Consider the following 25745-nt stretch of genomic DNA (forward strand, 5'->3'; position numbering starts at 1 on the left):
CCGTACGGGCAGGAGCGGCCTCACTCTTGGCGTGGGGTGTCACCCGGGCCGTCGGCAGTCGAGGGCCTGTCGGGGGCCTTCGGCGGGTCTGGCCAGAAGAATGTCCTGTCGTAGTCGGCGGCAACGAGGCGCCGGATCGCCTCGTCGAAGCCGTTGGCGACGCGCTGGAACCCGACGTCGCCGACGAGCAGGATGTCGCCGTTCTCCGCCAGGAGGACGGCTTCCTCGGTGACGAAGGCGGTGCCGACGATTGCGACCTCCTGGCCCAGGCGCCTGGCGAAGATGCCCAGGTTCCTCGGCGTCGCGTGGGCGGACTCCAGGGTCGGCTCGACCGCGGTGGTGAGGACCACGTCGCGCTCCCGGAATTGCCAGGTCACGGTGAGCTCGCCCCAGGCCGCGAGGAACTCCCGGAGCCGGTCGGTGACCTCGTAGTCGTCCTCGGCGTACTGCCGGCAGGCGTCCTCCACGTCGAGCGGGTGGACCTCGATCCGTGCCGCGCCGGCAAGAGCCGCCCGGAGGGCCGGGACGCCCTCGCGCTCGTGGGTGTCGGTCATCCTGTCAGGACCTCGCCTCCGAAGCCGGGAACCCAGCTTCCGCAGTTCTCGCACATCTTGAACTTCTTACCCTTGGGGTTGACTGTCACCAGATCGACGTTCTTCGGGTCCGCGCCGTCCTTGATCGCGTTGGTGAACATCCGCGGCTCGCCGCACACACCAGGCGGCCGTTTGTCCTCCCGCTGCGACTCGGAAGGCAACGCCTCGTTCACCTTCTTGTGGTGGCCGGTCTCCGGGCCGCTGTCGCCGTAGTAGATCTTACCGGTGGTGCGGTCGCGACCGACCGTGTAGGCGCCCGGGGGCTTCTCGTCCTCGCCGAGGCCCGCTGCCACGTCCTTGACGCGCTGCTTGCCCAGGTCCATCAGGTGCTTCTTGACGTCGGGGATCTCCTCCGGCGTCAGACCGAGCGGGTCGCACCAGGTGTGCGGGTTGTGGACGTAGCCGTCGGGGTTGGGCGCGGGGCTGAGGCCGAGCGGGTCGGGGCTGGTGTAACGGGCCGTCTCGGGGTCGTAGTAGCGGTTGAGGTTGTAGTGGAGCCGGGTCTCGGGGTCGAAGTACTGGCCGGGGAAGCGCAGCGGGGTGTAGGTGGTGCTGTCGCTGGGCCAGGTGGTGTGGCCCCACACCGTCGGGGTGGCCCGCCAGGCGATCGCCTCGGTGGCGGGGTCGACCAGTTCGGTGGGGGTGCCGACCAGGTCGGTGACGATGGCGAAGAACCGGCTGTTGACCTGGTCCTGGTCGGCGAGGGTCTCGGTCTGGGCGAGCGGCTGCAGGCCCTTGTGGTCCCAGCTGAGGGTGTGCGGGCCCGGGAGGTAGGGGGCCTCGGTGGTCTGCTCCGCGAGGACGGAGCCGTCCCAGGTGAACTCGGTGCGCTCCTCGACGCCGGCGCCGTCCAGGGACAGCCGGTGCTTGGCGATGCGGCGGCCGAACGGATCGTAGAGGTAGCGCCAGCGGGTGCCGTCCGGGGTGACCACCTCGGTGAGGCGGTCCTCGGTGTCCCAGGTGTAGCGCCAAGTGTCGGGCTTCTTGGACAGCCGGGTGACCTGGCGGAGGACCGTCCGTCCGGCGGCGTCGTACTCGTAGCGGACCCGGCCCGCCGTGGTGAGCTGGGTGCCGCTGTAGGAACGGGCGCCGACGGCGGCCTTGGTGGCACCGGTCGCGGGCCAGTTCGCGTCGGTGAGGTTGCCGACCGCGTCGTAGGCGTACGTTTCGGTCCAGTCGCCGGCCCGCACCGCGGTGACCCGACCGGTGGCGTCGTGCTCGAACACCCGCAGCCCGTTGAGCTGGTCGTCGACGCCGGTCAGCACACCGTCGGCGCGGTACGTGTAGTCGCGGCGCTGGAGGACGTCCTGCTCGGAGCGGAGGATCTGGCTGGTCAGGCGGTGCTCGGAGTCCCAGCTGCTGGCCAGGGTCAGCCGCTCGCCGATGGTGCGCTCGTGCTCACGGCCCGCCGCGTCGTAGGAGAACTCCAGCGCACCGTCGGGCGTGGCCAGCGATGTCCGACGGCCCTCCGGGTCGTAGGACCAGGCGCTGGAGTGGCCGGTCGGGGTGGTGCGGTGGACACTGCGGCCGAGCAGGTCGCGGGTGTGGCTGAGGGTACGTCCGTTGACCGTCTCGGAGAGCAGGTTGCCGAGCGCGTCGACGGTGCGCAGCACGTCCGCGTCCGGGCTGGTGGCCCTGAGCAGATGGCCGGCCGGGTCGTAGGCGTATGTGGTGGTCGCGTCGTCGACGTCCTTGGTGAGGAGCCGGCCCAGGGCGTCGTACGAGTAGTGGACCTCTCCGCCCGTCGGGCTGGTGCGGGAGAGCAGTTGTCCGGCGGCATCCAGCCGGTAGCTGACGGTCCGTCCGTGGAAGTCGCTCTCGCCGACCAATCGGCCGGCGGCGTCGTACCGGTAGGTCCAGCTCTGACCCAGCGGGTTGGTGACGGACACCAGGTTCATGTCGGCGTCGTAGCCGAAGACCAGCCGGGTCCCGTCGGGGTCCGTCCGGGCGGCGATCGTCTCGAACGGGGTGTACTCGTACGAGGTGACCTGGCCGAGCCGGTCGGTGTGGGTGAGGAGGTTGCCCTCGTCGTCGTACGCCCAGGTCTCGGTGGCCCCGTCGGCTGCCGCGTACGAGCTCAGCTTGCCCTCGGCGGTCCAGGCGAGCCGGGTGACGCCGCCCAGCTGGTCGGTGACGGCGGTGACCCGGCCGAAGGCGTCCCGCTCGTACCGGCTGGTGGCGCCGTTCCGGTCGATGACCTCGACCGGGAGGCCGGCCGCGTTGCAGCGGACCAGGGTGGAGTGGCCGAGCGGGTCGGTGACGGCGGTCAGGTGCCCGGCCTCGTCGTACCGGTAGTGCGTGGTGCCGCCGGTCGGCTCGGTGACCGAGGTCCGCAGGCCGGACTCGTCGTAGGTCTGCAGCCAGGTCAGACCGCCCGGCCGCGTGATCGCGGTCGGCAGGCTGGTGTCGCCGAAGTACGCCGCGGTGGACTGCTCGCCGTCCGGGCGGGTGACGGCGACCACGTCGCCGACGCCGTCGTACGCGAAGCGGGTGACCCGGCCGAGCGGATCCGTCCGCGACAGCAGGCGGTCGTACTCGTCGCGCTCGAACAGTGTGGTGTTTCCGAGCGGGTCGACCTGGGCGACGATCTGGAGGCGCTCGTTGACGTGGTAGCGGGTGGTGTGGCCGAGGGCGTTGGTCTCGGAGTTCACCCGGATGCCGGTGACCGGGTCGGGGTCGCCGTATTCGAAGTGGAACCGGAGGGTGCCGTCGGCGGCGCCCTCGTCGACGACCCGGTCGCGGGGGTCGTAGGTGTAGCGGTACTGGGTGCCGTTGCGGTCGGTCCAGGCCACGATGCGGCCCTGGGAGTCGTTGGCGAAACGCAGCGGCTTGCCAGAGGTGTTGTAGACCGAGGTCAGGTGGCCGTCGGTGTAGCCGTACCGGGTCAGCAGCTGGTCGCGGCCCTCCTCGCCCGCACCCGCCAGGCGAAGCGCGGTGATCCGGCCGCTGTCGACGGTGACCAGCACCCGGTAGCCACCGGAGTGGGTCATACTCAGCGGGACACCGTCGGCGTCGTAGTCGAAGTCGACGCGGTGGCCGATCCGGTCCCGGATCGCCGTCAGCAGGGCGACGTCGCCCGCCGGCCGCAGCGTGAACTCCCGGACCAGGCCGCTGGCGTGGTCGGTCAGCGTGTAGTCGCCGGCGGCGTCGACCGCGAGGTCCAGCCGCGCACCGGCGCTCGCCTGAGACGGTTCGTCGGGGGTCGGATGCGGGTAGGCCTGGGCAATCCGGTCGGCGGTGAGGTGGACCACGCCCTCGGCGTCGATCTCCAGCCGCTCGTCGAAGGTGCAGGCCCACTTCGGGCCCATCCACCAGCCGGCCTGGTAGTTCGACTCGAAGGACCGCTTGAACAGCAGCGGCAGGGCGCCCGGCAGCGAGAGGTCCTGCTGCTCGATGAACATCAGGCCGGTGGCCATGTCGACCGGCTCGCCGCCCTGGCAGCGCGACTCCGGCGGCCGGCCCGGCCCGTGCGGGTCCTCGACGTGCCGGCGGCCCTGACCGCCGTTGTGGGGGCCGCTGCCACGGCCGTGCCCGCCGCTGCCGTGCGGGCTGCGCGGCATGTCGTTCTTGCCCGAGTGGAGGAGCTTCTCCAGGTCCTTGGCGTGCTTGGCCTCGATCTCGCGGGTGTTCTTCGCGACCTGCTTCAGGTTGTCGCCGGCCTTGTGGTAGAAGTTCCTCACCGCTTTGGAAGCGTCCTCGGCGAGGGTCTTGCCGAGCTTCTCGGCCCCGTGCTCAAGGGCCTTGACGATCTGGTTGCTCATTCGAAGCTCACCCCCGCGATCTTGGACTGGAACAGCTGCGCGTGACCCGCGACAGTCTCGGCGTGGTCGTGCATCATCCGTGCGTGCTCATCGAGTGCGTCGGGCTCGATGCGGAAGCCGGAGCCACCTCCGCCGCCGCCGGAGACGCCGAGGGCGGACTCGGCGGCCTGGAACACCATCCCGGAGACGGCGTTGGCGACGGTATCGATCAGCGGGCCGATCGCCGCCTCGATCACCTGGCCGATGATGTACTGCTCCAGCTGCTGCTCGAGGTAGTTGATCAGGCGCTTGGCGGCCTCCTCGATAAGGATGACCGCGGCCTCGGCCGCGCCGAAGGTGGCGACGGCGGCGGCCTGGTCGGCGACGAACGCGGCCGCCAGCGCGATCAGTTCGCCGATGGTCTCGACCTTCATGCCGACGATCACATCCGCTGCGATGTCCAGGGCGTCCGCCACGACATGGCAGGCCTGGACCAGCTCGTTGAAGTGCTGGTCGGACACCGACGCCCACTTGGCGAGCAACGCCTCGTACGACGCGCCCTCATAGGCCTGGCCGAGGCGCTGGATCGTGTTGGTGGAGTCCTGGTGAGCGGACTCCACGTTCTGCGCGAACTCCCGCACGTGCGATGCGAACTCACGAACCTTGTCCTCGTTCACACTCGGCCAGTTGATGCCGATGAACTGTAGGAACGACACCACCTCGCCAGGCAGCTCGATCGCCACAGGGTCCCCCTCAGCCGTTCATGGACATATGTTCGCTGGACGTCAATTTATCCGACAGCCTGGTAGGCCCGAACGGTTCCCACAGTCGCCAATCTGAGTAAAGTGGGGCGATTTGGACATGGGGGCCTGGCGCGCTCCCGAGGGTCGACCGAGGGGGTGGGGCGGTGCGTGGATCTCGCCGTAAGAGTCCGATCGTGCCGAGCGCGGGTTGGGTCGGCGTTACGCCGAAACTGCGCATCGAGTGCAGCGGCCGCTGTCCGGCGCCCTGGGGTGCCCAACGGCGTTCGAGGACGGGCCAAGTGCGCGGATCGTGCGGCTGTGGCGAGGGGGCCGGTGGGAGTCGCTGTACGTCTCTCAAAGTCCCTGTATGGAGCCTCTATACACGAAGATGGCTTTGAGATACCTTGATAGTGGAGACTTCTGACGGATTGACACGCGACTGGGGGTCAAGGGGTCGCAGGTTCAAATCCTGTCGTCCCGACAGTGGTCGGAGGGCCGGAGACATTAGTCTCCGGCCCTTTTGACATCCACGGCTGACATCAACGCGCTTGTTCAGCGCTTGGCGAGAACCCCCGCAGCGGCCGGACCGTCGTCGTCCCCGCCGTCCTTTGTCTCGTTCTCGGCCATGCCCAACGCGTCGTCCATCCGGTCTGCGGCCTCCCGTAGCGTCGTCTGCATGACGTGCGCGTAGGTGTCCAGGGTCATGCTGATCGTGCTGTGCCCGAGCGTCTCCATGATGGTTCGGACAGCCACACCCTCGGCGAGCATCAGCGACGCGCAGGTGTGTCGCAGGTCGTGCACCCGCACCGGGCGGAGCTTTGCCTTCGCGCGCAGCGCCGCGAGGCTGCGGTTCAGGTTGCGGGGGTCGAGCGCAGTCCCGGTCAGCGTGGTGAAGACGAGGCCGTCAGGCTGGATGTCGAGCGGCTGCCAGTCCATGCCCGCTTCCGCCCGCTCCTGCACCTGCTGTTCCTGGCGCTCTCGCAGCCGGGCGACACAGGAAGCGGGCAGGGCGATCGTCCGCAGCGAGCGGGCGGTCTTCGGCGTACCGAAGACGAGGTGGCCCTTCACGCGTTGGAGGTTCCGGCGCACACGGAGCTGCCTGGCGGCCAGGTCGATGTCGGCCCACGTCAACCCGAGCACCTCGCCCCTGCGGAGGGCGGTTGAGAGAGCAGCAGCCACAGGGGGTAGAGGCGGTGTCCCTGCGCGGCGCGCAGCAGCGTACGGACCTCGTCTGGCGGTCATGGGCTGAACCTGCTTGTGGGGCACAGTCGGGCGCTCGACCAGGCGTGCCACGTTGCGGGCCAACAGCTCCTCGCGCACCGCGTTCTGCAACGAGGACCGGAGCACGGCATGCGCGTACTGGACGGTCCGGGCGGACGGCCGACGCGCGCAGCACTTCCCGACTGCGCAGCACTCGCGCTTCTCCTGCAGCCGGTTGTGGTCGACACGGCGCAGGCAGCACAGGCAGCCCGCTCGGAAGTCTGCGAGGAAGCGCCGGATGTCGGCCGGCGTCAGCCGGTTGAGCGGCTTCTTGCCAAGCGCCGGAGTGATGTAAACCCGGGTGATGGGCTCGTAGCGGGACATGGTCGAGGGCTTGTAGCGCTCCGGGGCGACCGTCGCCGAGCCTGATGCCGACAGCGAGGTTGTGGACCACACCGGCGCACTGCTGAGCATCATGACCGGATGCGGAGCAGAAGTGCGGGCGGGAACGGCCCAGTCGTCATGCACGGGCAGCAGCCGGGCGATTCCGCGACGACGGCGGGCCTGCTCCTTCACGGGCGAGCTGTATTCGTCCGCGCGGTAGCCAGCAGCTCGCGGATGGCTTCGCGGATGTCCTTGTCCTCGGCGAAGGTGCGCCAGCTTCCTGAGGAAGCCAACCGACCGTCGAATACGAGTGCTTGGCGAAGAGCAGCCTCAGCTGTCGTGGTGAGCTTGCCGATGCGGGTCAGGTGGCGAACCGCGCGGAGCATGACCGTGAGGTAGCGGCCGTCAGCCAGCGGTCGAAGGATCCCCTCGAGCGCGGGCACGGTCGTCTCCGTGTCGCCGGTGACGGACCACAGTGCGATAGCTGCCTCGGCCTGTGTCCAGGACGAGGAGTTCGCTACCAGGTGGCGGAGGCGGTCGGCGTAGGGGGCGGCGAGCGGACCGAGCTCGCCGAGGCGGCGGATCGTGTCGTGGAAGACCGTATCGTCGGTCATGGCGCCGCCGAGTAGTTCCAGTGCGGGCTGGGGGTCTCCGCCGATGCGCCAGGCGGCCCAGGCTACGGTCTGCTGCTCATTGGGCGTCGCATGTTCGGTGCAGCGTTGGAGGGCTGAGGTCGCATCAGCGGCGCCGGGGCCGATGGCCGCGAGGGCGGTCGCTGCCGCCTGCCAGATCCGTTGGTCAGCGAGCAAGGGGATGAGGTCGGGCAGCGCCGGCAGCGCGGCCTCTCCCCACGCCTCCAGAACCTGGGCGAACGCACGGTTCGCCTCCCAGTCGTCCACCGCGACGGCGTGCTTCATCAGCTCACGGATGCTCGGGAGCAGGACGTCGGCGTATTCGCGCAGCGGGATCAGCACCTCGTGGATGCCGGGCAGGGTCGGGTAGTAGAACGAGTCACGCGGATAGCCGGAGCCATGGGTGGCGAAGACCTTCTGGGTCGCGTACAGGCGCTCGACCAGTCCCGGAAGGCAGCGGGGGTCGTGGAGTCGGGTGAGCCCCCACAGGGCGTTGTCGCCGACCGTGGTCCCGCTGCGCCGGGTGCCCGTGCCGGTGTCGTTGAGGCGCGCGGCGAGCTCGTCGGCATTCGGCGCGGCGTCACGGCCGAGGGCCGCGAGAAGATGCGCGGCTTCCAGGCGGACCTCCGGATGCGGGTCCTCCAAGCTCTGGGCGAGCAGGGGCAGCAGCGAGGGTGTCGGTGAACGCCACTGCGACAGCAGCGATCCGGCCTGCGCCAGGGCAGCGCGACGCACGTCCGCATCGGCTGGGGGAGCTGCCAGCCGGGACACGAACTCGGTTGCCGACGCCGGATCGTGCGCGAGCAGCTTGTACGTGCGGGCGATGACCTGCCCGACGTTGTGGCCGGCCCAGGCCGACTCCAGCTCGGCCGGGGCGCTGGGGCTGGTGAGGACGTCCAGCATCAGGTCGAGATTCCGAGCGGGCGCCGTCGGATCGAGGCTGCCCCAGGCGTGGACCGCTGCCGGCCGAAATGATGGCTGCGCGTCGGTGAGCAGGTCGTCCAGGAGAGTCTGCACGTCCTGGGCGTCGGGCTTGGATTGTCCGGCCACGGCGCCTAGGGCGAGAAGCAGTTCCAGGCGCGTGGGGCGGTCCTCTTCGTGTTGCCAGCGCTCCAGCAGGCAGGACAGGTTCGCGCGGATGGGGCCACCGCCGCGCGCGAGGAGATCGATCGCCGCCCGGCGCATCGCCGGGTCGCTGTCCGCGAGCAGTGACAGCACGACGGGACGGCGCTGCTCCCACGCTGCGGGCCAGCCGTCGTCCACGAAGCGCGGTTGAGCGGTCGTCGCTGTCTCAGCCAGCCAGGTCGCCAGTTCCACGAGGCCTACGCGCTGGGACACGGTGGGGTCTGCGGCTAGGGCGAGGAGGAACGGCAGCGCGGCGGTCGCCGCCGAGCAGACCCAACCACCCTGGTGGTGGAGCAGGTTGCCCAGGTCGTCGCATGCCTCCAGCGCCTCCCCGGCGTTGGGGCCGGCGATCGTCCTGAGCAGGGCGGGAACGTCTGCTGCCGAGCCGTAGTTGTGCTTCAACTCCGCCCAGGGGACGGTGTCGAGAGCGTCGAGCGGTGGCCTGCGGTCCAAGGTCATGCGGCATACCCCTCGCTGGTCCTACCGGCTTGGATCCTCATTGCGAGCAGTGTGCCCTGGTCACCGCCGATCAGGAATCCCGATCTCGTCGAGACGACGTTTTCGGCCAGTCGCTGTCGGATGTCGACTCGCCACCGCAGCGACCCGTCGGTGGGGTCGACTGCAGCGTATCCCCTTGCTTCCCGTAGCCACAGCAGTCCGCCGCTGTACTGGGCTGCGGTGGGCGCCAGGTCGGTGTCATGGTGCCGGAGGACGCGGATGTTCCCGGTGTCGAGACGGATCTCGGCAACGGTGCGCCGGCCGCAGCGTACGAAGAGGCGGTCGGCGTCCGCCTGGGCGAAGATCGCTCCGCAGTCGGTCGTGGTCAGCGGCTCCGGGAGCTTCCAGCAGGCCAGTTCCTTCCCGTCGTGCAGGCTGGCCAGGCTGACGTCCCTGCCCTGATTCTCGCCGATCAGTACGGTGTCGCCGCCAGGCTGGGGGAGGACGGTGTTCTGGGCTCCGTCGGTGTTCCAGCGAGGCTGTCCTGTGGCAAGGTCGAAGGCCATCAGTGCCGTGTAGCCGCGCCAGCCGCCGGCGAGCACCGTGTCACCGGTGGCCACGATGTGCCCGGTGAAGCGAGGGAGGTCGGCGTTCCAGAGCACGGCTCCCGTGCGAAGGTCCCAGCAGATGAGCATGTCGATGTTCTGCGCGATGCCGAGGCAGCGGTCACCTGCTACGACGACCGATCGGGGCCAGAGGCCGAACGGGACATCCCAGCGGACCGCGCCGTCCCACCGGCCGAGGCAGACGAGGCGGCTCCGGCGCGCATGGGTGACGATGCAATCGTCGGCCACGGCCAACGTGCGAGGGGAGATCCGCTGGTGCAGCGTCCGCTCCCACATGATTTCCTCGGGCATGCCCGCACCCCATCGCCTGATCCGGAATCACCTGCCTGAAGCACACACCCTCCGTGTGCGCTGGATCAGTTGAACAAGCATCGAGTCGCGCTGGGCGACCTGCGGCTCGACTCGTCCGGCGCCGTCCTGCCTCAGGACATGATCGAGCTCCTCTCCGAGTTGCAGGGTGAGGTGCGCCGGGCTTGGACGCCGAGCGGGAAGCAACGTGGTTGCCGCGATAGGCGTGCCGCGCCCGACGTCGTCCTTCGGATTGGCCTTGTCGCCGGGGACGGTCAGCGGTTCGGGGTGTCGATGGACCATCGGCGGACTTCGTCGCCCGAGGCGGTGATCCAGGTGCCGTCGCCGAGGGCGATGGGGTCGGAGCCCACCGGGAAGGGGTACTCGAGTTCAGCCGAGATCTGCAGGGAGCGGGCATCGACCACGAAGTGGCGTGCCTCCTCCGCCCATTCCTCCTCGGCGACGGCGACGATGACGGTCTGATCATCGATGAAGCCGGGCCTGCCGACGATGCGCTCCTCGCTGTCCTCGCCCGCGAGCTCCTGGACGTGAACGCGGCCCCGGGCTGAGAATTCGAGGGACTCGGTGACGCTGTACAGAGTGGTCCAGGCTCCTCCCCTCTCCGTCTTGAGGACGCTGCGCCCGGAGGCGTCCACGCCGGTGACCGGTTCGTCCTCCGCGCCGGCGGGCAGGATCTGCAGGATGGCGTTGGAGAGTGAGACGGCGTAGGACATCGCGTCGTCCTGGCCCTGGCCCGCGGAGAGCAGGAGGACGTCGGGGCCGCTGAGCGGCTGCCGGATCTCGTAGATGGCCGAGCTGGCGGTCAGAGCCTGCTGGGCGACTGTGGAGCCGGTTGAGCTGTCGAGGGCGACGCACAGGTCGCCGGCATAGGAGCCGGACTCGTCGAGGGGGCCGGGGACGACGGCGATGACGTGCTTTCCGTCGGCGGTGAAGGCGCACGCGCCGCGGCCGGAGCCATCGTCCGCGGACCAGGGTTCGTGGCTGTAAGTCCAGCGGCGAGTGCCGTCGGCGTCGATGGCGGCGAGGTCGCGGTCGCCGCAGACGACGACATAGTCGGCGTCGAGTGCGGGCGTCGCGTAGCCGCGCAGGTCTCCGGTGGGGTCCGGGAACAGCACGGGAGCACTGCCTTGGGGGGTGCCGGCGTCGCCGAGGCGCAGGACAGCGATGTTGTCCCCGTCCCGGGTGACGAGCCAGTTGGCGCCGTGGCGCACCTGCCAGGCGTCGGTCCAGCCGAGCGCTTCCTCGATGCCTTCACACGCGGTCTGGGAGATGAGTCGTGCTGTGCGCTTCACGGTCGCCATGTTTCCCTACTCGAGCTGTCCCGGATGTACACCCGGGCCTCCTGCCGTGGTCACCAGTGAATGCTAGTCGAGACGGCGTGGGGCATGAGGTGGCCTCAGATCATGCCCGGCCAGTAGAACTGGCGCTGCTTCGTACCTCCTTCCTTCTGGTGGACGGGTCCGTGGATCCGTCCACCGGCCTGCCGGATGAAGGGCGCGCAGAATTCGGCGCACACGCTGCGGGACGCGCCTCCGTGGGTCGGGTTCCAGCTGGTGCCCTTGTTGCTGACCTGCATGCGGTTGAAGAAGAGCAGGAGGTTCTGTTCTGCGTGGCCGCCCTTCTCGCCCGGTTTCACCTTGATGTACTGGTCGTTGGGCAGCGGGATGGCGCCCAGCTCCTCCGCGCGCTTGCGCTGGGCCGGCGTGAGCTTGCTCTTGCTCGTACCGGCGATGAAGATCTTCGGGCCGTGGGGGGTGTGGACGTGGATGGCGGCGACGGTCTGTCCCTCCTGGGCGCGCGAGGGCAGCATCTTCGCGATCTCGCTGGCTATGTTCTCCAGTCCCTGCATGCAGGGCGCCAGGCCGAGGGGATCCGCCCAGGTCTGGGGATTGTGGACATAGGCGTACGGGTCCGGGGCAGGGTCCAGCCCGAGCGGGTCGGGGCTGAGATAGCGGCCGGTCAGCGGCTCGTAGTAGCGGAACAGGTTGTAGTGCAGTCCGGACTCTTGGTCTCGGTACTGGCCGGGGAAGGCGAGGGGGCAGTCAGCCTGGTCGGCGGGGGAGGGGAGCGGGACTCCCCACAGGGTGGTGCGGGGCTGCCAGGCGATGGTCCCGGACTCGTCCACGAGTTCGGTGGGTGTGCCGACGAGGTCGGTGACGATCGCGTAGAAGCGCGCGTCGATGTCGTCCTGGGGCGCGTCGCGCAGCTGTGTGACACGTTCGCTCTGGGTCAGCGGGCGGAAGGTTTCCGGGTCCCATTCCCAGGTGGTGGTGTGCGCGGTCTTCGAGGTGGCCGTGGTGTGGGTCTGTTCCGCCAGGGCGGCGCCGTCCCACGTGAACGTGGTCTCCTCCAGGACCGTAGTGAGGTCCTCGGACAGCCGCTGTTTGGCGATGCGCCGTCCCAGCGGGTCGTAGAGGTAGCGCCATCTGGCGCCGTCCGGTGTCGTGAGGTGGGTGAGGCGGTCCTCGGCGTCCCAGGTGTAGTGCCAGGACAGGGCCTTGCCGGACAGGAGCCTGCGGGTCTGGCGGGTGACGCGACCTTGGCCGTCGTAGTCATAGAAGGTGCGTCCGGCCCGGCGCAGCAGTGTTCCGACCGACTCGCGTTCGCCCTGTGCCTCGGCTCCCGGGTGCCCGTCAGGTGCGCCCCAGCTGGCGCCCAGGAGGTTTCCGGCGGGGTCGTACGCGTAGGACTCGCTCCAGGTGCGGCCGGTGAGGGCGGTGATCCGCCCGGTCGTGTCCAGGGTCATCGACCGGTCGCCCTGGCCGGAGCCGGTGACGGCGGTCGGTGTCCCGTCCGGCCGGAGGGTGTACGCCTTGTGTTGGAGGGGCTCGGCGGTCGTCGTGTTGGGAGCGCCGACTGTTGCTGTGCGGCGGGTCAGGGTCTGCGAGATGACGCGGTCGGCGGCGTCCCAGCCGTGGGATATTCGCAGGGCGCCCAGATCGCGGTGGATCTCGCGCCCGGCATGGTCGTAGGTGAAGTGCAGGGATCGTCCGGCAGTTTGCAGGGAGGTCGGGTCGCCGAGCGGGTTGTAGGTCCAGGTGGTGCTCGCACCGCTGGGGGTGCGGCGGCTGACGCGGCGTCCGAGCTGATCGTAGGTGTTGCTGAGGGTGCGTCCGTTGCACGTCTCGGTCAGGAGCCGCCCGGTGCGGTCGTAGGCGAGCTGCAGGCGTGATGTGGGGTTGGCGGCGGTGAGCAGCCGTCCGGCGGGGTCGTAGGCGAACGTGGTGGTCGCGCCGTCCACTTCCTGCTCGATGGGTCGGCCCAGCAGGTCGTAGGTGTAGGTCAGCTGCTGGCCGGCGCCGTTGGTCCGCGTTGTGAGCTGGCCGGCTGCGTCGTAGCCGTAGGTCAGGGTGCGTCCGTTGAAGTCGCTCTCCGTCCGCAGGCGGCCGGCCGCGTCGAAGTCATAGGTCCACGCCAGGCCCTGCGGGTTGAGGACCCGGGCGAGCTGCAGCTCGGCGTTGTAGGTGAACTCATACCGTGCGCCGCCTGGGTCGGTGCGGGCGCTGACGAGGTCGAAGTAGGTGTACTCGAAGCGCGTCGTGGCGCCGAGGGCGTCGGTGTGTTCGAGGATGTTCCCCTCGGCGTCGTGGCGCCAGCGTTCGACGCTGCCGTCGGGGCCGGTGCGGGCGGTGGTCTGCCCTTCGACGGTCCATGTGTAGGTGGTGGTCCGGCCGAGGCTGTCGGTGATGGTGAGGGGCCTGCCGAAGCCGTCCCGTGTGCAGTGGGTGGTGGCGCCGGTGGGGTCGGTGATGGCGGCCGGCAGGCCTGCCGCGTCCGGCTCGATGCGGGAGGTCTGGCCGGAGCTGTCGGTGGTGGCGATGACGTGGCCGAGGGCGTTGCGCGCATAGTGCAGGGTGATGCCGTCGGGGTCGATGAGCTCGGTCAGGTTGCCCCGCTCGTCGTACCGGTAGCCCCACGTCGTGCCGTCGGGGAGCTGCGCTTCGACGACCTGGTGGAAGTCGTTGTACGCGGCTGTGCTGGTCGATCCGTCCGGCCGCCGGGTGTGGGAGAGGTTGCCGTCGGCGTCGTAGAACAGTTCGGTGGTCCGGCCGAGCGGGTCGGTGCTGGCCAGCAGACGGTCGTAGCGGTCCCAGCTGAACGTGCTCCGGGCCCCCAGCGGGTCGACCTCCTCGACGGTCTGGCCGCGTTCGTTGAGGTGGTACAGGGTGGTGCTGCCGACCGCGTTGGTCACGGCCGTGGTGCGCTGTTCGGTGTCGTAGGCGAAGACCGCGTCCAGGAACCCGCCGTCACCACGGGTCTGGACACAGAGCCCGGCCCGGTCGTACAGGTACCGGTAGCGTCGACGGTTGCGGTCCGTCCACGTCGTGATCCGGCCCTGGTTGTCGTAGGTGAACTCCTGCGGGATTCCTGATGAGTTGAGGACCTGGGCGAGGTTGCCGTTCCCGTCATAGCCGAAGCCGACTAGCGCCAGGGCCTGCGCGGCCTCCGATCCCTCTCCGGACCCCACGCCGCCCGACAGCAGATCCAGGCCGGTGATCCGCGACCCCTGGGTACGGATGCCGATCCGGTAGCCGCAGGAGTGACGGACCTCCATCGGGCCGGAAGCCCCGTACAGGAAGTCGATGCGGTTGCCATTGCGGTCAGTGATCGCCTGCAGGCAGAGCTGCATCGTGCCGGACACTGCTGACAGCCCGTCCGGCAGCGGCGAGAAGTGCCAGGCCTGGCCGAGGTACGGGTCGGTGACCGTCATCGTTCCACCGGCACTGCCGTCCCACGTGAGCGGCCAGCGCGGGCCCTCCACCGGAAGGACAGCAGCCCCGGCCTCCGGTACCGGGTAGACGAGCAGCATCCCGTCCTCGGTGGCGAAGACCACGCCTTCGTCGTCGATCTCCAGGCGCTGGTCGAGGGTGGACGCCCAGGACGGGCCGAACCACCGCCCGGCCCGGTAGGAAGAGACATGGGTGCGCTGGATCACCAGGGGAAGCGTGGCGAGCAGGCTCGCGTCCGTCTCGGCGAGGACCACTTCACCCGAGGCGACATCCACCGGGTCGCTGCAGGTGTTCCGCGAGTTCAACCGCACACCCGTCTTGCGCGGATCCGACGCCCCGTCCCGCAGCCGCGGCGACCGCGGTTCACTACCACCGTGGTGTCCGCTCCGCGGCTTGCCGCCCCTGTCACCGCCGCCGCCCGCGTGTGGCGAACGCGCACCGTCCTTGCCGCCCCCTAGGATCTTCTTGAGGTCGGCCGCGTGTTTGGCGTCGGCTTCGCGGGTGTTGTGGGCGACCTTCTTCAGGTTGTCGCCGGCCTTGCGGTAGAAGTTCTTGAGGGCCTTGCCGGCGTCGTCGGCGAGGGTCTTGCCGAGCTTCTGGGCGCCGTGTTCCAGGGCTTTGACGATCTGGTTGCTCATTCGAAGCTCACCCCCGCGATCTTTGACTGGAACGCCTGCGCGTGGCCGGCGACGGTCTCGGCGTGGTCGTGCATCGTCCGCGCGTGGGCTTCCAGCGCATCCGGGTCGATCCGGAAGCCGGTGCCTCCGCCCCCGCCGCCGGACACCCCGAGCGCCGACTCCGCCGCCTCGAAGACCAACCCGGCCACCGCCCCCGCGACCACCTCGATCAGCGGGTCGATCGCGGCCTCGATCACCTGGCCGATGATGTACTGCTCAAGCTGCTGCTCGAGGTAGTTGATGAGGCGTTTCGCTGCCTCTTCGATCGCGATGACCGCGGCCTCTGCCAACCCGAACGTCGCGACTGCCGCCGCCTGGTCGGCCACGAAGGCCGCTGCCAGCACCACCAGCTCGGCGATCGTCTCGACCTTCATCGCCACGATCACGTCCGCCGCGATGTCCAGCGCCGTCGCTACCACATGACACGCTTGCACCAGCTCGTTCATGTGACTGTCCGACAGGGCGGCCCACTTGGCGAGCAGCGCCTCGTACGAGGCCCCCTCGTACGCCTCGCCGAGCCGCTGGACCGTCGCTGTCGAATCCTGATGTGCGGACTCCACGTTCTCGGCGAACTCCCGGACGTGCGAGGCGAACTCGCGGACCTTGTCCTCGTTCACCGTCGGCCAGTTGATGCCGATGAACGACAGCAGCGACACCACCTCGCCAGGCAGTTCGATCGCCACAGGCTCCCCCTCAGCCGTCAGTGGACATACGTTCGCTTGACGTCAAATTATCCGACGCCTCGGCAGGTCTGAACGGTTCCCCCGTCGCTCCGACGCAAGACGGGGCGAGCTGGACATGGGCGTCGTGCGGGCCGAGGGGGCGACGGGATGCGCTGGCTGACCGACGGCGCGTCCGCCAGCTCGATCTGTCCGGCGTTGGAGCGGGCGGGCGGGAGGCGGCCGGGGTGAGGTCGACCAGCAGCTTCAGCCACCCGCCGAAGAAGTTCTCCGGCGCGCCCTGCGGCGTGCCGTTCCCGTAGGACTCGAAGCTCTTCACCTCGCGGACCTGGAAGGTCCCGGTCGCGATTCACCGGTCGCGGCCATCTTGTGCTTGAACGTTCCCCCGCCGCTGGCCGCTCGCGGGTGCAGGCTGAACGCGCCGGTGCCCTCGACGGTCACCACGTCGCCGTTCGACGCCATCGCCTGGTCGCCCTCGGGTGCCCCGAACTGGTTCAGGAAGTCGTCCCCGACGTGCCAGCCGTAGACGGCGCCGTCGCACCTCGAACGGTCACACCCTGACGATGCCTCAGCCGCCTGCGCGAAGCCGAGCGTCGACGCGCACATCAGAGCCGGCGCCACCAGCGCGCGGCCGATCGACCATCTCATTCCTGGTTCTCCCTCATGCGGATGTGCACAACGTGACTGGAAGTCACGTCAAGCAACGGGCTGTAGCCCGTCGCGCGCTGCTCGACCGAACGCCTGAGACCCATATCCGCCGACCGGGCGCCTGCCGGTGTACGGGTCCGGAGGCCCTATGGCGTGCGCGGACGACCTGGACGAGGGTGCTGCGGAACCCGTGCTGCTCGGCTGGCGGCCCGGCTCCGGCCATCCCTCCATCGCGACCCGGGGACTACCGTCGGGCCCTCTCGGACCGGCAGTCCTTGTGGTTGGCGCCACCCCCACTCTCGCCGGCGAGTCCTTCACTACCGCTGTCCTGGATAGCGACAGCTTGCCTCGCTCGACTGGTGCGCTTGTCGGGTTCCTCTGGCGGGTCGTCGCACCCTGCTGAGGGCGCAGAAGAATGGTGGCCGATTCGCCGAACCGAACCGTCCAGATACGGGCGACTCCGGTGTTCGATGCGCACCCAACCAAGTGCGGAAACCGAGAGCGGTCCGGGGGATTCGCGAACCCCCGTCAGCCGTGCCCGTGCCGCTGTCCCGGTCGCTCACGGTGGGGCAGCTTCGCGCCGGGCACTGGAGGGGTCACTGGCCTGGCTGTCCCGCGGTGCACGGTCGCGTGCCCGGAGCTACCGTCGACAGCAGGTCAACGACGCTTCCCCTGTCAACTCAGGAGGTTCCCATGGCAGCTGACGCTGTGCAGGTGGCACCCGATGTATACAAGATCCTCTTCGAGAACGAGCGGGTACGGCTGATCGAGGCCCGGCTTCGGCCTGGTGCCGCGACAGCCATGCACCACCATCGCGACAACCTCGTCTACAACCTCACGGATGGGGCGGTGACCTTCACCGACGAGTCCGGTGAAACCATCGAGGTATCGCTCGTGGCCGGCGAGACGATGTGGTTCCCGGCCGTGGACCACTCCACGCACAACACCGGAAGCACCGAGGTCCGCGCGCTGCTGTTCGAGCTGAAGTAGCGGCCCGCACCACCGACGCAATCGGGTCGGAGGGCCGGGCCATCCGGGCCTCATCGCACACCACCGGACATGCGGGCCGCGCATCGGCGGTTCACCGCCTCGCACAGGCCCCGGGCCCGCATTGACCGGCCGGTATCGGAGAAGACGGCCAGGATCTGATGGCAGACCGGATGGTCCGGTGTGACGGGATGCGGGGCTGCTTCGGTGATGGGCGGTCCGTCGGCAACCCAAGGAGGGTATTGCGGGTGATCCGCATCTTGTCGGTCTCTTCGTCGAGTTCGTGCAGGTGCGCGGTCAGTTCCCCGATCCGGGCCCGGGTCTGCCCGGCTTCGTCGCTCAGAGTCCGCTCACGCACGTCGATCGGCCGGGAGCGGTCGGCGAAGCCGGCGGGGCGCTGCGGGCGGTCCAGCGCCCGGAAGAGCAGGACGCCGCCGGCGACGAGCAGTGCGGTGAACAGCAGCATCCCGAGGCTCATCCCGAACCAGCCCCAGCCGCCGATACCGCCGTTGTGCCGGTACGTCATCGCGGTCACCCCTCGGCGGCTCGCGGCCGACCGGCCCCCGGAACCGTCGTTTCGGCCTCCTGCCTTCGACACTCCTCCACCCGGACGTAGAGGGCACGGGCCCCGGTAGGCCGACGGGCCCCTACCCCTTTTGCGCGGGGGAGAGTTCGAGGGCCGGACGCACGCCACGGTCGCGGCGGCCGTCGATGCGCTGATCCGGTAGGACGCGGACCTGACCAAACTGGCCGCTGCCGGGGCTGCGCGATCCGGTGGCCGGCTCTTCGGGCAGGGGCCGGCCCGGCCTTCGCCGGCACGGAGAGGCGCCCGAGCCGTCGGCGGTCGGTGGCGAGCCTGTGTTTTGCCGCGCTCGGGCGCCGTCAGGACTGGCCCCGGCTCACCGGGATCCCGTCGCCCGGTCCTCCTGCCGTGGCGATGGCCTGATCTGACAGAACCTCGTCGTTGCGGCCATCGCCGGCCGGGCGGAATGATCGGGGCATGCCCGAGCCGCACCGCGTCGTGATCGTCGCCTTCCCAGGCATTGAGCTGCTGGACGTCACTGGCCCGGCCGAGGTGTTCTCCGTCGCCTCCCGGGTCGCCGGAGCCGACCGGCCCGGCTATCGCGTACAGATCGCGACGGCCGATGGCCGCCCGGCGGTCACCTCCAGCGGTGTGAGGCTGATGGCCGACCTGGCCCTCGACGACGTGAACGGCCCGGTGGACACCCTGCTCGTGTCGGGGGCGATCGAGCTGGTCGAGGACGGCGTTGAGCCGGTGATCGACCGCGAGGTCACCGACTGGCTGCGCCGTGCGGCGCCCCGGGCCCGCCGGATCGGATCAATCTGCGCGGGAGCGCACCTGCTGGCCGCTGCCGGGCTGCTGGACGGCCGGCCCGCCACGACCCACTGGCTCACCGCAGCTCGGCTGGCCGCCGAGCACCCCCGGGTCCGGGTCGACCCCGATCCGATCTTCATCCGGTCCGGGCAGGTGTGGACCTGCGCCGGCGTCACCTCGGGGATGGACATGGCGCTCGCCATGGTCGCCGAGGACCGAGGCCAGGAGCTTGCGCTCACGACCGCCCGGATGATGGTGATGTACGTCAAACGGTCCGGGGGGCAGAGCCAGTTCAGCGTGCCGCTGTCCATACAGAGCCCCTCGGACGACCGGATCGACGAGCTGCGCCTGTGGATCGCCGAACACCTCACCGAGGACCTGTCGCTCGAAGCCCTCGCGGCCCGGCTGCACCTGAGCGTGCGCCACTTCTCCCGGCTGTTCCGCCGGCGCACCTCCACGACACCTGCTGCCTACGTGGAGGCAACGAGACTGGAGGCCGCCCGGCGGCTGCTGGAGGACAGCGACCGGAGCCTGCCGGACGTCGCCGCCGCCAGCGGCCTGGGCTCCGTGGAGACGCTGCACCGGACCTTCCGACGACGGCTGGGCACCACGCCGGCCGAGTACCGCCGCCGCTTCTGACCGGCGTAACCCCTCGCTCCGCCACCCACCGCAACCGCCCTCGGCGGAGCTTCGCAGTGCCCGCACACAGGGCGGCCACGATCACCCCTCTGGAGGAAGTCCGTGTCCCGTACGAAAGTTGTTCCGATCCCGGTCATGGGACGGCACACCGTCAACGCCTATCTGCTGCTCGGCCGACGGCCCGTCGTCGTCGACGCCGGAACACCCGGAAGCGGCCGGAGGATCTACGAGCAGATCGCCGAGCACGGCGTGGACCCCACCGACGTCTCGCTGATCGTCATCACCCATGGCCACATCGACCACTTCGGGTCTGCCGCCGAGCTGCACCGGCTCACCGGTGCGCCCGTCGCCGGCCACGTCGCCGACCTCGGGCCGTTCCGCTCCGGCCGGGTCCGCGAACCGTACCTGCCCACCGGCCCGATGGGCAGGCTCATGAACCGCAACGAGAAGCTTCACGGCCGGGCCGATCCGTTCGAGCCGGCCGTGCTGATCCGAGGGGAGACGAGCCTCGACGACTTCGGGATCGCGGCGCGCATCATGCCCACCCCCGGGCACACTGCCGGATCGGTGTCCGTCCTCACCGACGAAGGCGATCTGGTCGCCGGGGACCTGATCGCCAACTCCTTCATGGGTCTCATCCCCGGCAGGCCCGCCAACCCGCCCTTTCACGACGACCCCCGGCAGAACCTCGCCAGCCTGCGCGAGATGCTCGCCCTCAACCCCACCACGCTGCACGTCGGCCACGGCACCCCGCTGGACCCCGACCGCGTGCGGCGGTGGGCCGACCGGGAGCACCGCCGGCTGTCCCGGCTGGCGGCCGCCGGGCGCCTCCCCACGCGCGAGGAGTGAGGAACCCGATCCGCAGCGTCTGGCAGGGGTCCGTGGCTGACGGCGGCCTTCGGCCTGGTGTTGTTGTCGATGGCGGAGAGCGTGTAGCGGATGTAGAGGACGCGTTCGGGGAGGTGGACGTCGTCCCAGTACAGGGTGAGGGCTTCGCCTTTGCGGATGCCGGTGCCGATGAGGATCTCGATGAGGTCGGCGAACGCCGGGTCGGTGGCTCGGCAGGAGTGCAGGAACCGGATCGCGTCCTGCACGGTCCAGATCTGCCGTTCTGCCGCCGCGGGTCGCGGGATGACCGTGGGGCGGGCCGGGTTGTAGGGGAGCCGGTGGTGGCGGACCGCATCGCCGAGGGCGCTGGAGAGCGTAGCGAGGCAGCGGTGGACGGTGACCTTGCCGCGTCTGGCGGCGAGTTGCGTGTGGGTGAAGGCGGCGATGTGCGAGTGACCCAGGTCATCGAGCCTGATCGTGCCGAGGGCGGGGATGAGGTCACGGGTTACGTAGTCGCGGTAGCGGACGTAGGTGGTGGGCTTGAGGACGAGCTGCTTGCCCGTGACCCAGGTCGTGAGGTAGTCGGTGAGGGTCTGGTTGGGGTCGGCGCTGAAGCCGGCGGCCTGGCCCTCGATCATCCGGCGCAAATCCACGCGGGCTGCTTCGGCGGTGGGGTAGCCGCCGCGGGCGTACCTTCGATGGTGTCGGCGCGATCAGCAGCGGCGGCAACAGCCGACTGCTGATCGACTACCCGGAGCCGTACCGCAGCCGGATCCTCGACTACCTGTTCAAGCCCGGGCTCTGCCTGCCGCACGGCGAGGACGCGTGTCATGCGGCCGGCCTGGCTGGCGCCGACGTACTCCCGGACCATGGTGGTCGGAAGCGCGGGCGGAGGGGGCGGAGGTCGTAGGGGGTAATCGTCACGGAGGCCGCGGTCCGATTCCCGTCGGGGCGCCCGTCGATCTTCCTTCCCGCACAGCGCGAGATGGGCGACCTCACCCGTGATGGTTACGGGCTCTCAGAGACGCTTCGCGGTCTGGACGAGGCCGGCGACGGCTCGGGACCGGCTGTGCGGCGGCCATGCGATGACCGTTGTGACCGTCGGCGCGTCCAGAACCGGCACGGCGGCGAGATCGTCGCGCAGCTGGGCTCGGCACGACTCCGGCGCGATCCAGCAAGCGCGGCCGAGCGCGATCAGCTGGAGTAACTGCGTATGGTCCCGAGCCTGCGGACCTGGGCCGTCCGGGTACGTACCGTCGCGGCCGGGCCAGCGCGGCATCGGTAGGGACGGCAGCTCGGTGACTTCGGCCATCCGCACATGGGCCCGCCCGGTGAGGGGATGACCTGCCGGCAGAACCACGACCTGTCTCTCCGTGCAGAGCTCCTCCGTGTCGAAGCCGGCCGTGGTGTCGAACGGCAGGTGCAGCAGTGCCACGTCGGCCCGGCCGTCGCGCAGCATTCGTTCCTGCTCGCCGATTCCGCACAGGACCAGATCCACGGTGACCGCATTGGGTTCGGCGGCGTAGGCGTCGAGCAGTCTGGCCAGAAGTTCGCTGGACGCGCCGGCCTTCGTGGCAAGGACCACGCCGGCGTGGCCGGTCGTGGCGAGGGCGGCGCGGCGAGTGCGACGCTCGGCGGCCTCGACCGCGTCCAGTGCCGCCCGGGCTTCCCGCAGGAGCACCGACCCGGCCTCAGTCAGGGTGACCGTGCGGCTGGTGCGTTCCAGCAGCCCCGCCCCGAGGCGGCGTTCGAGCTGGTGGATCGCTCGGGACAGCGGGGGCTGCGCGATCCCGAGCCGCTGCGCGGCCCTGCCGAAATGCAGCTCCTCGGCGACGGCGACGAAGTACCGCAACTCCCGTGTCTCCACGGCGCAATGCTACCCAAGCCCGAACCGGGATCGATACCCGTGCGGTATCGCTGCCCACCCAATCGGTGTTGGCCGCATCCCACTGAGACCGGAGAGGATCAGCCGTATGAACGAACAGACGACCGCGCTGGTGACCGGCGCGAACAAGGGGATCGGGTACGAGATCGCGGCTGGTCTGGGTGCCCTCGGCTGGAGGGTCGGGGTCGGTGCCCGGGACGAGGAGCGGCGCGAGGCCGCCGTGGAGAAGCTGCGGGCGGCGGGCGTCGACGCGTTCGGCGTACAACTCGACGTGACCGACGACGCGAGCGTGGCTGCCGCCGCCGGGCTGATCGAGGACCGCGCCGGACGCCTCGACGTGCTCGTCAACAATGCCGGGATCACTGGCAGCGCGCCACAGATGCCCACCACGGTCGACCCCGCGACGGTGCTGGCGGCCGTGGAGACCAATGTGATCGGTGTCATCCGCGTCACCAACGCGATGCTGCCGTTGCTGCGCCGCTCGGCGTCGCCGCGCATCGTGAACATGTCCAGCAGCGTCGGCTCCCTCACCCTGCAGACCACTCCCGGCGTCGAAATAGGCCCGATTGCCGTCGCCTATACGCCGTCGAAGACGTTCCTCAACGCCGTCACCGTTCAGTACGCCAAGGAGCTGCGCGACACGAACATCCTGATCAACGCTGCCTGCCCCGGCTACTGCGCGACCGACCTCAACGGCTTCCGCGGCGTCCGCACCCCGGAACAGGGCGCGGCGATCGCGATCCGGCTCGCGACCCTGCCCGACGACGGCCCGACCGGCAACTTCTTCGACGACGCAGGCGAGGTGCCTTGGTGACCTGAACGTCAGCGCACGACGTCGACGCGCCGTCGACCACCGAGAGGCTCCCATCCACCGGCACCGGTTCGCCACCCGTGCCGACGCCCGCCTGAAGATCGCCACCTGGATCACCGGCTTCTACAACACACGCCGCAGGCACTCTGCGGCCGGCGGCCTGCCGCCGGTCGAGTTCGAACGGATCATCAGCGAAGCACGCTCCAGGACTCGGAGGGCGGTGGAGAGGCCGGCTCCGTCCTCGACGCGGGCGAGGGCCTGGTGCAGGCCGCGTGGGGCCCGGCGCGCTGGGCCGGGCCCCACGCAGGTGGTCGGCGTCAGGAGTCGCCGTTGAGCATGGCGGCGGTCAGGACGTTGCCGGCGACGCCCCAGCCGCCGTCGACGACCTCGTCGATGAGCACGACAGTGGTGGGACGGGCCCGCTCACCGTAGATCTCCGCGTACAGGTCGGTGGTGCGCTCGACGATCTTCTTCTTGTCCTCGGCGGTGATGGTGCCCGCGGGAACCTTGAAGTTGGCGAAAGGCATGGATCTTTCTCCTTCGAGTGGAATTCTTTCGTGGGATCGGAAGTCTCTGTCCGAGGGTGGATGGCCGATGACCGTCCCTCGGCTGGTGTCGGCGTGGTCAGAGGCTGGCGCGGGGAGTGAGCAATTCGCCGATGCCGACGCGGTGGAAGAACTCCGCGCGAATCCGGTCGTCCATCGTGGAGACCACTTCGCTGCCGTCGCGGCTGGGATCGACATGGGTGCGGACCGGTCGTTCCCCATGGGGCAGTCCGACGACACGGACGATTTCGTCGGCCACTTCCCGGGCCTCACGTGCCGGCGGGAAGATGCGGCTCAGGGCCTCGGTCATCGTGTCCCTCAGCCGCTCGTAGGGCTCGTCGTACTCTGCGGCACGGGCGCTGTCAGCCGGTGCGCCGGCGTGAGCGAAGTGGTTGGTGCCGCTCGGATGGGCGCCGGGGACGACGAGGGTGGTCTCGATGCCGAACTTGATCAGCTCAGCGGCGTAGCTCTCGGCGAGAGCATCCATCGCGGCTTTGGCCGCGAAGTAGGGTGCCAGGAAGGGCGGATGTCCACCGCGGGTCGAGGTGGATCCCACCCACACGAGCAACCCTTGTCCCCGGGGCGCATGATCGGCAGCACCGTGCTGACCGTCGTCCGGTTGTGGGTCTGGGCGGTGTGGTCGGGCGATGGCCAGGCCGAGGGCGGAGCGGTTCGCGTCCCGTGGTCTACGGGCTCTGGCGCCGACACATCTTGAGGGCCGCGCGGGGGACCGGGCCGACCGAGCGCCAGGTGTAGATCCTGCGGGCACTGCGCGGTTGGTCCGTCGGTTCGGCAGCTCGGCGCCCTCGCCAGCCTGGCGAGGTCTCCGGGCGTCTGACCGGACTGGTCGGTGCGTGCTCTGCGGTGGTCTCGGTCGTTGATGAGGCATGCAGACCAAATGGGCGACGAGGTGGTCGGCCGCACGCTGTGCGGCCGACCACCTCAAGCAGGGCCGAGTCGCCGCAGAGATCACAGTTCTCGGGTCCGGCAGGGCTCGGCCTTGCCCGGTTCGGGGGCGGTGAACCGATGACTTCGGGTGTGGTTGCTGCGTACGGGATCGATCTGAGTGCGGTGCGGGGGCAGGTCGATGCGGTGCTGGAGGACTTCCTGGCCGGTAAGGCCCGGGCGGCGGCCGGGCGTGGGCACCCGCCGGAGGTGGTGCGGACGGTGCGGGACTTCCTGGCAGCCGGCGGCAAACGGATCCGGGCCATGGTGTGCGTGGTGGGCTGGCATGCCGCGGGCGGACACGGTGACGTGACGTCGGTTCTGCGAGTGGCGGCCTCTTTGGAGTTGTTCGTCGCATTCGCCCTCATCCACGACGACATCATGGACGACTCGGCCAGCCGCCGTGGCCGCCCTGCCGTCCACCGCGCCATGCGCGCCCAGCTCGGCGGGGACGAGCGGGCCGAACGCCTTGGTGCGGGCGGCGCCTTGCTGGTGGGGAACCTCGCCTTGATGTGGGCTCAGGAACTGCTGCACACCGCCCGGCTGGACGCCGGGCGGTACCCGGTGGTTCATGGGTTGTACGACGCGATGCTGGAGGAGGTGATGTACGGCCAGTACCTGGATGTGATGGGCACCGACCGGGGTCCTGACGACCTCGAGGCGGCACTGCAGATCATCCGCTTCAAGACCGCCTCCGCGACCATCGAGCGGCCGCTGCAGTTGGGAGCTGCCGTCGCCGGGGCCGGTGCGACCACCATGGACGTCTTTACGCAGCTGGGCCTGCCACTGGGGGAGGCGTTCCAGATCAGGGACGATCTCCTCGACGTTTTCGGCAGCCCGGACGGCGCATGTCGGCCGGGCCTGAGCGATCTACGAGAAGGCAAGCGGACCGTTCTCCTGGCTCTGGGTCTGCAGCGGGCCGACCAGGTCCAGCGGGAGCGGCTTCGCCACCTGGTGGGCCGGGCCGATCTGCGGGAGCGCGAGGCGGCAGAGGTGAGGGACATCCTGGAGACGAGCGGGGCCCGAGAGGACACCGAGCGGCTGATCACCTCCCGCTACGAGCAGGTGTTGCGCGTTCTGGACGACGCCGCCTTCCCGCAAGCCGCGGACGTTGCCCTGCGCGATCTTGCGATCACCGCCACGCAGTACACCTCCTGACACCACCGCGCGCACGCTGCCCGTGGCACCGGCCACCACCGCGCTCGGCGTCCACTAGCGTGTCATCCATTCCTGACCAGGAGGAC

At 69.7% G+C, this 25745-nt stretch carries 20 protein-coding genes and 2 pseudogenes; 7 read left to right on the forward strand and 15 right to left on the reverse strand.

The features are described from left to right. Nucleotides 1-20: 20 nt before the first annotated feature. The 10 genes from FB465_RS26640 to FB465_RS26685 form a co-directional block, all read right to left on the reverse strand. On the reverse strand, nt 21-554 hold the full coding sequence (locus FB465_RS26640) for an SUKH-3 domain-containing protein (protein WP_145794510.1): 534 nt from the start codon (nt 552-554) through the stop codon (nt 21-23). After that, on the reverse strand, nt 551-4354 hold the full coding sequence (locus FB465_RS26645) for an RHS repeat-associated core domain-containing protein (protein ID WP_145794512.1): 3804 nt from the start codon (nt 4352-4354) through the stop codon (nt 551-553). Before FB465_RS26645 ends, FB465_RS26640 begins: the two co-directional genes overlap by 4 nt. After that, nucleotides 4351-5076, reverse strand: a complete 726-nt coding sequence (locus tag FB465_RS26650) for a WXG100-like domain-containing protein (RefSeq protein WP_145794514.1) — start codon at nt 5074-5076, stop codon at nt 4351-4353. The genes FB465_RS26645 and FB465_RS26650 overlap by 4 nt, the downstream gene beginning before the upstream one ends. Nucleotides 5077-5628: 552 nt before the next feature. Continuing rightward, nucleotides 5629-6852, reverse strand: coding sequence for a tyrosine-type recombinase/integrase (locus tag FB465_RS26655; RefSeq protein WP_246192851.1), 1224 nt, complete (start codon nt 6850-6852; stop codon nt 5629-5631). Beyond that, nucleotides 6849-8819: a HEAT repeat domain-containing protein gene (locus FB465_RS26660; RefSeq protein ID WP_145794515.1), complete on the reverse strand. Its 1971-nt coding sequence runs from the start codon at nt 8817-8819 to the stop codon at nt 6849-6851. The genes FB465_RS26655 and FB465_RS26660 overlap by 4 nt, the downstream gene beginning before the upstream one ends. A gap of 53 nt (nt 8820-8872) precedes the next feature. After that, nucleotides 8873-9772: an outer membrane protein assembly factor BamB family protein gene (locus tag FB465_RS26665; protein WP_145794517.1), complete on the reverse strand. Its 900-nt coding sequence runs from the start codon at nt 9770-9772 to the stop codon at nt 8873-8875. A gap of 272 nt (nt 9773-10044) precedes the next feature. Then, the gene (locus FB465_RS26670; protein WP_145794519.1) at nt 10045-11082 is read right to left on the reverse strand and encodes a PQQ-binding-like beta-propeller repeat protein; all 1038 of its coding nucleotides are present in this window, start codon (nt 11080-11082) and stop codon (nt 10045-10047) included. Nucleotides 11083-11186: 104 nt separating this feature from the next. After that, nucleotides 11187-15158 carry a DUF6531 domain-containing protein gene (locus FB465_RS26675; RefSeq protein ID WP_145794521.1) on the reverse strand — a complete coding sequence of 1324 codons (3972 nt, stop codon included), beginning with the start codon at nt 15156-15158 and terminating at the stop codon, nt 11187-11189. Continuing rightward, a complete protein-coding gene (locus tag FB465_RS26680; protein ID WP_145794523.1) occupies nt 15155-15880 on the reverse strand; it encodes a WXG100-like domain-containing protein in 726 nt (241 codons plus the stop codon). The genes FB465_RS26675 and FB465_RS26680 overlap by 4 nt, the downstream gene beginning before the upstream one ends. 312 nt (nt 15881-16192) lie before the next feature. Next, a complete protein-coding gene (locus FB465_RS26685) occupies nt 16193-16525 on the reverse strand; it encodes a hypothetical protein (RefSeq protein ID WP_145794526.1) in 333 nt (110 codons plus the stop codon). Between the two features lie 693 nt (nt 16526-17218). On the opposite strand from FB465_RS26685, the gene FB465_RS26690 reads away from it, so the two are divergent. Continuing rightward, nucleotides 17219-17515: a cupin domain-containing protein gene (locus tag FB465_RS26690; RefSeq protein ID WP_145794528.1), complete on the forward strand. Its 297-nt coding sequence runs from the start codon at nt 17219-17221 to the stop codon at nt 17513-17515. A 91-nt stretch (nt 17516-17606) separates the two neighbouring features. Here the strand turns inward: FB465_RS26690 and FB465_RS26695 are convergent, their stop codons facing one another. Further along, nucleotides 17607-18038, reverse strand: a complete 432-nt coding sequence (locus FB465_RS26695) for a hypothetical protein (RefSeq protein WP_145794530.1) — start codon at nt 18036-18038, stop codon at nt 17607-17609. Between the two features lie 474 nt (nt 18039-18512). On the opposite strand from FB465_RS26695, the gene FB465_RS26700 reads away from it, so the two are divergent. Together FB465_RS26700 and FB465_RS26705 are read left to right on the forward strand one after the other, a co-directional pair. Continuing rightward, a complete protein-coding gene (locus FB465_RS26700) occupies nt 18513-19487 on the forward strand; it encodes a GlxA family transcriptional regulator (RefSeq protein WP_145794532.1) in 975 nt (324 codons plus the stop codon). A gap of 135 nt (nt 19488-19622) precedes the next feature. After that, nucleotides 19623-20336 carry an MBL fold metallo-hydrolase gene (locus FB465_RS26705; RefSeq protein WP_246192852.1) on the forward strand — a complete coding sequence of 238 codons (714 nt, stop codon included), beginning with the start codon at nt 19623-19625 and terminating at the stop codon, nt 20334-20336. Nucleotides 20337-20809: 473 nt separating this feature from the next. On the opposite strand, the pseudogene FB465_RS37140 reads toward FB465_RS26705, so the two are convergent. Beyond that, nucleotides 20810-20953, reverse strand: a pseudogene (locus FB465_RS37140) (hypothetical protein); the annotation flags it as partial. 20 nt (nt 20954-20973) lie between these two features. On the opposite strand from FB465_RS37140, the pseudogene FB465_RS37750 reads away from it, so the two are divergent. After that, nucleotides 20974-21114, forward strand: a pseudogene (locus FB465_RS37750) (hypothetical protein); the annotation flags it as partial. Nucleotides 21115-21333: 219 nt separating this feature from the next. On the opposite strand, the gene FB465_RS26720 reads toward FB465_RS37750, so the two are convergent. Further along, nucleotides 21334-22182, reverse strand: a complete 849-nt coding sequence (locus tag FB465_RS26720) for a LysR family transcriptional regulator (RefSeq protein ID WP_145794536.1) — start codon at nt 22180-22182, stop codon at nt 21334-21336. A 106-nt stretch (nt 22183-22288) separates the two neighbouring features. Between FB465_RS26720 and FB465_RS26725 the strand changes: the two genes are divergently transcribed. Both FB465_RS26725 and FB465_RS37995 read left to right on the forward strand, forming a co-directional pair. Next, the gene (locus FB465_RS26725; RefSeq protein WP_145794538.1) at nt 22289-23014 is read left to right on the forward strand and encodes an SDR family oxidoreductase; all 726 of its coding nucleotides are present in this window, start codon (nt 22289-22291) and stop codon (nt 23012-23014) included. Between the two features lie 52 nt (nt 23015-23066). After that, on the forward strand, nt 23067-23345 hold the full coding sequence (locus tag FB465_RS37995; RefSeq protein WP_425461261.1) for an integrase core domain-containing protein: 279 nt from the start codon (nt 23067-23069) through the stop codon (nt 23343-23345). Here FB465_RS37995 and FB465_RS26735 read toward each other — a convergent pair. Together FB465_RS26735 and FB465_RS26740 are read right to left on the reverse strand one after the other, a co-directional pair. Further along, entirely contained in the window at nt 23329-23538 is a 210-nt protein-coding gene (locus tag FB465_RS26735; RefSeq protein ID WP_145794540.1) for a 4-oxalocrotonate tautomerase family protein, read from the reverse strand. The two genes, FB465_RS37995 and FB465_RS26735, sit on opposite strands and share 17 nt — an antisense overlap. A 97-nt stretch (nt 23539-23635) precedes the next feature. Next, a complete protein-coding gene (locus tag FB465_RS26740) occupies nt 23636-24112 on the reverse strand; it encodes a Rossmann-fold NAD(P)-binding domain-containing protein (protein ID WP_246192853.1) in 477 nt (158 codons plus the stop codon). Between the two features lie 470 nt (nt 24113-24582). Here FB465_RS26740 and FB465_RS26745 point away from each other — a divergent pair, with 470 nt between their 5' ends. Beyond that, nucleotides 24583-25659 (forward strand): polyprenyl synthetase family protein, encoded by a 1077-nt coding sequence (locus FB465_RS26745; protein ID WP_145794541.1) that lies wholly within the window; start codon nt 24583-24585, stop codon nt 25657-25659. Nucleotides 25660-25745 lie beyond the last annotated feature (86 nt).

Source organism: Kitasatospora atroaurantiaca (genome assembly GCF_007828955.1).
Taxonomy (GTDB): domain Bacteria; phylum Actinomycetota; class Actinomycetes; order Streptomycetales; family Streptomycetaceae; genus Kitasatospora; species Kitasatospora atroaurantiaca.